The organism is Nostoc sp. NZL, assembly GCF_015714705.1.
GTDB lineage: Bacteria > Cyanobacteriota > Cyanobacteriia > Cyanobacteriales > Nostocaceae > Nostoc > Nostoc foliaceum_A.
In genome coordinates this window covers 50685-58897 of sequence record NZ_WBKL01000198.1, presented here as the reverse complement: position 1 = coordinate 58897, position 8213 = coordinate 50685, and the positions used below count along the sequence as shown (strand labels likewise).

The 8213-nt window shown below is 45.9% G+C and carries 3 protein-coding genes; all 3 read right to left on the bottom strand.

The features are described 5' to 3' along the window. Positions 1-35: 35 nt before the first annotated feature. The 3 genes from F8R90_RS29560 to F8R90_RS29550 all read right to left on the bottom strand — a co-directional run bounded on the left by F8R90_RS29560 (position 36) and on the right by F8R90_RS29550 (position 8056). Complete coding sequence (locus tag F8R90_RS29560; RefSeq protein ID WP_196513606.1) at positions 36-6629, bottom strand: HAMP domain-containing protein; 6594 nt, start codon at positions 6627-6629, stop codon at positions 36-38. 767 nt (positions 6630-7396) lie between these two features. Next, positions 7397-7768, bottom strand: a complete 372-nt coding sequence (locus F8R90_RS29555) for a hypothetical protein (protein ID WP_196513605.1) — start codon at positions 7766-7768, stop codon at positions 7397-7399. 102 nt (positions 7769-7870) lie between these two features. Then, complete coding sequence (locus F8R90_RS29550) at positions 7871-8056, bottom strand: hypothetical protein (protein WP_196513604.1); 186 nt, start codon at positions 8054-8056, stop codon at positions 7871-7873. Between the last annotated feature and the right edge of the window lie 157 nt (positions 8057-8213).

Here is an 8213-nt window from a genome sequence, read left to right as displayed (position 1 = left end):
CTCTTATTCCCCCTGCCCCCTGCTCCCTGCCTCCTTCATCGGTATAGCCAAACACGCAAGAGTGACAGCAGTTGTTCGGTATCTACAGGTTTGGTGATGTAATCAGATGCACCAGCTTCAATGCACTTCTCGCGATCGCCTTGCATGGCTTTAGCGGTCAGCGCAATAATCGGCAAAGATTTAAATTGCTCGTTTTGGCGAATCTGGCGTGTTGTTTCGTAACCATCCATTTCTGGCATCATTACGTCCATCAAAACGACATCAATATCTGGTGTAGTTTCCAACAGGGTAATCCCCTCCCTGCCGTTTTCAGCATATAACACTTGTATTTGATAACGCTCCAGCATACTTGTGAGTGCGAAAATATTACGCACATCGTCGTCTACAATTAGCGCTTTTTTGCCAGACAGTAAGTAGTCTATGGAATGCAGTTGTTCAAGTATTTGTCGTTTGGGTGCAGGTAAATTTGCTTGGACTCGGTGTAGAAATAATGCTGTTTCATCAAGGAGACGTTCGGGTGATCGCACATCTTTAATGATGATTGTTTCAGCAATCCGTCTGAGTTCCGTTTCTTGAGCTTTGCTAATTTCTCTACCTGTGTAGACAATGATTGGTAAATTTCTGCCGTGAGGTAGAAGCTTTATCTGCTCGATCAGTTCAAACCCGGTCATGTCGGGTAGCCCTAAATCGAGAACGAGGCAATCAAAATGCTGTGAGCGGATGGCTTCTAGAGCAGCTGTACCTGTGCCTACAGCAGTAGTAGCAACATCGCTGTTGCCAATCAACTCGACAATACTAAGCCGTTGAGTGTCGTCGTCTTCGACTACTAACAAGTTTTTCACCTGGCGCTCAACAAAACCTTTAATTTTGGCCAACGCCTCCGATATTGTTTCACTGGTTAAGGGCTTTTGCAGATATGCGATCGCACCTAGTTGCAAACCGCGTTGTCTCCCTTCCTCAACTGTCATAATATGTACAGGAATGTGACGGGTATTTGGGTCATGTTTCAGACGATCCAACACCGTCCAACCATCCATTTCTGGCAACCTGATATCTAGCAGAACGGCTGAAGGCTGGAATTGCTGCGCTAACATCAAACCTGTACTGCCTGTTTGGGCTGTGATCACCTTGAATCCTTGCTGTTGCGCCATATCTAAAAGGATACGCGCAAAATTAATGTCATCCTCGACAATTAGTAACACGCGATCGCCTCTTTCAATAGCAGCGCGATCGTCATTTAGGAGTGGGGAGTGGGAAGTAGGTACAGACGCAATTAATCGCGGCTGTGCTGAACTAGGAGTGGGGAGTGTCGATGTAGAGTCAGGAATCAATTGTGGGAAAAAGAACGTAAAGGTGCTACCTTGACCTGGTTGACTGACCAGTTTAATTTCGCCACCAAAGAGACGAGCGATTTCGCGGCTAATTGATAAGCCCAATCCAGTACCACCGTATCTCCGACTGGTAGAGCCATCGGCTTGCTGAAATGCCTCAAAAATAACTTTTTGCTTGTCGGGGGCAATGCCAATGCCTGTATCGCTGACTGAGAAGGCGATGACATTTTGGGCGCGATTCAAAGTTTCCTGGTCATTGCTCCATCCTTGCTTCGCTAGCGCAATCCGCAAGCGGACTTCCCCTTGCTCTGTAAATTTAAAAGCGTTGGAGAGCAGATTTTTCAACACCTGTTGTAAGCGTTTGACATCTGTATAGATGCTGTTTGGCAATTCGGGAGTAAATTCAATTGCGAAGGCAAGTCCTTTGTTCTGAGCTATTTGCCGGAAGGTACGCTCAATCTGGTCGCCCAACTCTGATAATGGCATTTGGGTCATGTCAATCGACATAGTTCCAGATTCAATTTTAGCGAGATCCAGAATGTCATTAATTAACGCCAACAAATCAGTACCTGCTGAGTAAATTGTCTGGCTGTATTCGACTTGCTTGGCAGTGAGGTTGTGATCAATGTTATCTGCCAACAACTTCGCCAAAATTAACAAGCTGTTCAACGGTGTCCGCAGTTCATGGGACATATTGGCGAGAAACTCAGACTTATATTTTGAAGAAAGGGCGAGTTGTTCAGCTTTGTCTTCCAAAGACATTCTTGCTTGTTCGATTTCCCGATTTTTGCGCTCGACTTCTTTCTTTTGCATCGCTAACAACTCTGCCTTTTCTTCTAACTCAGCGTTAGTTTGTTGCAGTTCCTCTTGTTGTCCTTTGAGTAAGTCTTCTGAGGTTTTGAGTGATTGGGCTTGTTGTTCTAAGCGCTTGTTGGTTTCCCGGAGTTCATTTTGCTGGGTTTGGAGTTCTTCAGCCAAAGATTGCGACTGCTTGAGGAGTTCTTCGGTTCGCATGGATGCTGCGATCGTGTTGAGGACGATCGCTATACTTTCGGTAAGTTGGTCGAAGAATGTCAGATGAATTTCGCTAAAGCGACGGAAGGATGCTAATTCAATCACCGCTGTCACCTGTCCTTCAAAGAGTACAGGTAACACCACGGCATTAAGTGGAGCCGCTTCTCCTAAACCAGAGGTAATTCTGACATAATCACTTGGTACGTCGGTCAATAGAATTCGCTCTTTTTCTAAAGCGCATTGTCCCACCAAACCTTCACCCAAGTGGAAGCGGTTAGCCAGATGTCTGCGTTCGCGGTAAGCGTAGCTACTAATTAGTTTCAAATACGCTGTATTTTCTGCTGAGTCCATCAGGAAGAATACGCCGTGTTGCGCTCCTACTAAGGGTGCTAGTTCTGAGAGAATTAGTTTAGATACAGTTTCTAAGTCTCGCTGCCCTTGCAGCATTCGGGTAAACTTGGCTAGGTTAGTTTTCAACCAATCTTGCTCAGTATTTTTCTGCGTTGTCTCCCGCAGATTGGCAATCATCTGGTTGATGTTGTCTTTGAGTATTGCAACTTCGCCTAGTGCTTCGACGGCAATTGAACGAGTTAAATCGCCCTTAGTTACAGCTGTAGCAACTTCTGCGATCGCTCGCAACTGAGTTGTCAGTGTAGCAGCGAGTTCGTTCACATTATCCGTCAAATCTTTCCAAGTTCCAGCCGCCCCAGGGACTCTAGCTTGTCCGCCTAACTTCCCTTCAATTCCCACTTCCCGCGCTACTGTGGTTACCTGATTGGCAAACGTCGCTAGGGTATCAATCATCTCGTTGATTGTTTCTGCCAAGGTTTCAATTTCTCCCTTAGCATCTAGCATTAGTTTCCGTTTCAAGTCACCGTTAGCAACTGCCGTTACAACTCTGGCGATACCGCGCACTTGTGCCGTTAAGTTCCCCGCCATCGAGTTAACGTTATCTGTTAAATCTTTCCAAGTCCCTGCAACACCTTGGACTTGCGCTTGTCCGCCTAACTTTCCTTCAGTTCCCACTTCCCGCGCCACCCGCGTTACTTCACTTGCAAAGGAACTGAGTTGATCCACCATTGTGTTGGTGGTGTTCTTCAAGTCCAAAATTTCGCCTCTGGCATCGACGGTAATTTTCTTCGATAAGTCGCCATTAGCTACCGCCTTGGTAACTTCCGCGATGTTGCGAACTTGTCCGGTGAGGTTCCCCGCCATTGAGTTAACGTTGTCCGTCAAATCTTTCCAAGTGCCTGCTACTCCTCTGACGTAAGCTTGCACGCCTAATTTTCCTTCCGTTCCCACTTCACGGGCAACCCTTGTAACTTCCGATGCAAAGGAATTTAGCTGATCCACCATTGTGTTGATGGTGTTTTTAAGTTCCTGAATTTCACCTTTAACATCAACGGTGATTTTCTTGGAAAGGTCGCCGTTTGCGACGGCTGTCGTCACTTCGGCAATGTTTCGCACTTGCGCCGTCAAACTTCCCGCCATGAAGTTTACGCTGTCGGTTAAGTCTTTCCAAGTTCCGGCTACACCTTTAACTTCCGCTTGTACGCCCAACTTCCCTTCTGTTCCCACCTCCCGCGCCACCCGCGTCACTTCACTTGCAAAGGAGTTGAGTTGATCCACCATTGTGTTGACGGTGTTTTTCAACTCTAAAATTTCACCTTTAACATCAACGGAGATTTTCTTAGATAAGTCGCCATTAGCTACGGCTGTGGTGACGGCGGCAATGTTTCGCACCTGTGCCGTTAAGCTTCCTGCCATGAAGTTCACGCTGTCGGTTAAATCTTTCCAAGTGCCAGCCACACCGCGCACATCTGCTTGTACACCCAGTTTACCCTCGCTTCCTACCTCACGGGCAACCCGCGTCACTTCCGATGCAAAGGAGTTGAGTTGATCCACCATTATATTGATGGTATTCTTGAGTTCCAGAATTTCGCCTTTGACAGCAACAGTAATTTTCTTAGATAAGTCACCATTAGCGATCGCAGTTGTAACTTCGGCAATGTTCCGCACCTGTGCTGTTAAGCTTCCCGCCATGAAGTTCACGCTGTCGGTTAAATCTTTCCAAGTACCCGCAACGTCTTTGACTTCTGCTTGTACACCCAATTTACCTTCAGTTCCCACCTCACGCGCTACCCGCGTTACTTCACTGGCAAAGGAACTGAGTTGATCCACCATTGTATTAATGGTATTTTTCAACTCCAGAATTTCACCTTTGACATCGACGGTGATTTTCTTAGAAAGGTCGCCTGTTGCAACGGCGGTAGTCACTTCGGCAATATTCCGCACCTGTGCCGTTAAGCTTCCCGCCATGAAATTCACGCTGTCAGTTAAATCTTTCCAAGTGCCAGCAACTCCTTTAACTTCTGCTTGCACGCCCAGTTTACCTTCACTGCCTACTTCACGGGCAACCCTGGTGACTTCTGATGCAAAGGAGTTAAGTTGATCTACCATTGTGTTGATGGTATTTTTCAACTCCAGAATTTCACCTTTGACATCGACAGTGATTTTCTTGGATAAGTCGCCTGTTGCAACCGCCGTAGTTACTTCCGCGATATTTCGCACCTGTGCCGTTAAACTTCCCGCCATGAAGTTCACGCTGTCGGTTAAATCTTTCCAAGTGCCAGCGACACCGCGCACATCGGCTTGCACACCTAATTTACCTTCACTGCCTACCTCACGGGCAACCCTTGTTACTTCCGATGCAAAAGAACTAAGTTGATCCACCATGATATTGATGGTATTCTTGAGTTCAAAAATTTCACCTCTAACATCGACGGTGATTTTTTTAGATAGATCGCCATTTGCGATCGCAGTTGCAACTTCGGCAATATTTCGCACCTGTCCGGTGAGATTACCCGCCATTAAGTTAACGTTGTCAGTTAAATCTTTCCAAGTCCCTGCTACTCCCCGGACTTCTGCTTGTACGCCCAACTTCCCTTCAGTTCCCACCTCACGCGCAACCCGCGTTACTTCCGATGCAAAGGAATTCAGTTGATCCACCATCGTGTTGATGGTGTTTTTCAACTCCAGAATTTCGCCTTTCACATCCACAGTGATTTTCTTCGATAAGTCGCCATTTGCAACCGCCGTAGTTACTTCGGCAATATTCCGCACCTGTGCCGTCAAGCTTCCCGCCATAAAGTTTACGCTGTCGGTAAGGTCTTTCCACGTACCCGCTACCCCGCGAACTTCTGCTTGACCGCCTAATTTACCTTCTGCACCCACTTCACGGGCAACTCTTGTGACTTCCGATGCAAAGGAATTAAGTTGATCCACCATGATGTTGACGGTGTTTTTCAACTCTAAAATTTCGCCTTTGACATCAACAGTAATTTTCTTGGAAAGGTCGCCATTCGCTACCGCCGTGGTCACTTCTGCAATGTTACGGACTTGGGCTGTCAAATTCCCTGCCATCAAGTTAACGTTGTCGGTTAAATCTTTCCAAGTACCTGCTACACCCTTAACTTCGGCTTGCACGCCCAATTTACCTTCAGTTCCCACCTCACGCGCCACTCGCGTTACTTCCGATGCAAAGGAATTAAGCTGATCCACCATCGTGTTGACGGTGTTTTTCAACTCCAGAATTTCGCCTTTGACATCAACAGTGATTTTTTTGGATAAGTCACCATTTGCGATCGCAGTTGCAACTTCGGCAATGTTGCGAACTTGTCCGGTGAGATTTCCCGCCATCAAGTTAACGTTATCAGTCAAATCTTTCCAAGTGCCAGCAACACCTTGCACTTCGGCTTGAACGCCCAACTTCCCTTCGGTTCCCACCTCACGCGCCACCCGCGTTACTTCCGATGCAAAGGAACCGAGCCGATCTACCATCGTGTTGACAATATTAGCAGTTTGCAGAAACTCACCTTGGAGGGGTCTGCCATCAATTTCTGTTGCGATCGTTTGCGATAAGTCACCATTGGCGACTGACCGAATTACCCGAGTAGTTTCAGCTGTTGGTTGAACTAAATCTGTAATGAGAGTATTGACAGAATTAACGCAATGTGACCAAGAACCATGAACATCTCCGAGAGAGGCGCGTTCAGCAATTTTGCCTTCTTTGCCGACAACGTTACCAATCCGTTGTAGTTCTGCTGCCATCCGCTCATTCTGGTGAATAATATCATTGAGCGTATCAGCTATTTTACCCGCTACACCAGTATGGTCTATGGGCATCCGAGCAGAGAAGTCACCCTGTTTAACAGCATTCAGCGTTCTTAGTAGCTGATTTAAATCTAGATTGTCGCTGTCTCTAGTTAACTGTTCGGTTGCCATAGCCTTATCTCTAAAGAATTTCCTGGGTTTTGGTGTTTAAAGAAGGTTTTCTCAAAGCAGAAAGTTGATTTTAACTGCTTTTAGGTTTTCTGGTACTCGTGATAGCAACAAATCTTAGGTAATCTGATTAGCTTGGAGTACGTCATTATTTAACTGCTGAATGTCCCCGGTAGTTGCTGTACATAGCACAGAGGTTCGTGAAGCTGAGTTTAAACCCGGCTTATCACTGAGGCCAATCAGTTTTACAGCCAGTTATGTAAAACTTTTAGCGAGGTTAGTTTGTTTAGCGTTAATAACCAAAATAGTATTTTGGTTGTAGAGATAATAATTAAGTTTACCTTTTAGTCAATATTCCGGTTTACACTCATAATGCTTACTAACTTTAATGATAACGAGGGAAATTAAAATTTCTCAAGGGGCAACGCAGGAGGGTTTGATCAACTGCATTGGCGATATCTAGCTGAAGGGGGAGGGGAGCAGACAAGAAGTTTGCTATTGGGTTCGTGCAGCGCCTAGTACTCCCGCGAAGTTTGAAGGGTAAAGAACGAACCACAGAGGCGCAGAGGGCACAGAGTCAGAGAAAAGAAGAGATATTTAAGAAGTGTCTCACCGAGCATTGTTGCCTTGACAGACTACTTGTAGAGTTTGTTGTTACCAAAAAGACGCAGTGAACTAGGACTGTAGATAGATTTACCGCGTCTGTTTTATTTGTTGATTAAATTGCGATGACCTCCGGTCGGTCGGAGACCATCGCTTCGGGCAAGCGGTTACGCGATCGCAACTGACTTTTTACGACTGGGACGCTTGCGATCTGATTTTTTCTTTAGTCCAACCGCTTGGGCTTGATCGCTATCTGAGCCATATTGTCCGCGTATTACTTCTTTCATGGCTAATACAGCATTGTGAAATTCCCATTCTGCTAATCGCGCAGCATCGGCAGCAGCACGGTATAAAGTTAATTTCTCGGTTTCGGCTTGTTGCTGCGCCAACATAGCCTGATAAGCTTGCTGTAAGTTTTCAACAGAGGCATCAGTACGGGTTGTGTTGTATGTGCTGACGGTTTGCAAACCGTGTAATGAGGTTATATCTTGACTAATTGAATCAGAGGGCAAACGGCGTGTTTGATCTTGGGCAGGCATATATGCATAGTGGTGTAAGGGATAGTTTTAATGTGCCCATTAGAACAATAAAACTAACAGTAAGTGAGATTTTGAGATAAAACAAGGTTCAAGAAACGTGGGCTAGGCATTGTAAGCCGGAACAATCGCATTGTAAGCCGGAACAATCGCATTGTAAGCCGGAACAATGGCATTGTAAGTCGAAACAATGGCATTGTAAGTCGAAACAATGGCATTGTGAGCCGAAACAATGGCATTGTGAGCCGAAACAATGGCATTGTAAGCCGAAACAATGGCATTGTGAGCCAAAACAATGGCATTGTGAGCCGAAACAATGAAGTAGGTGAGTGGGAAAATCTATAAAGTATGTCATTACTATTAATTGTGGGGTAGGACAAAAAGCCCGCCCATAGGCAAAAACGGGGTTTTTAACCCACCCAGTCTACAAAATTGGATAATTTATCCG

Excerpts from the sequence above, each read along its gene's own strand:
- F8R90_RS29560 (WP_196513606.1), bottom strand. The coding sequence starts at position 6,629 with ATGGCAACCGAACAGTTAACTAGAGACAGCGACAATCTAGATTTAAAT.
- F8R90_RS29555 (WP_196513605.1), bottom strand. The coding sequence starts at position 7,768 with ATGCCTGCCCAAGATCAAACACGCCGTTTGCCCTCTGATTCAATTAGT.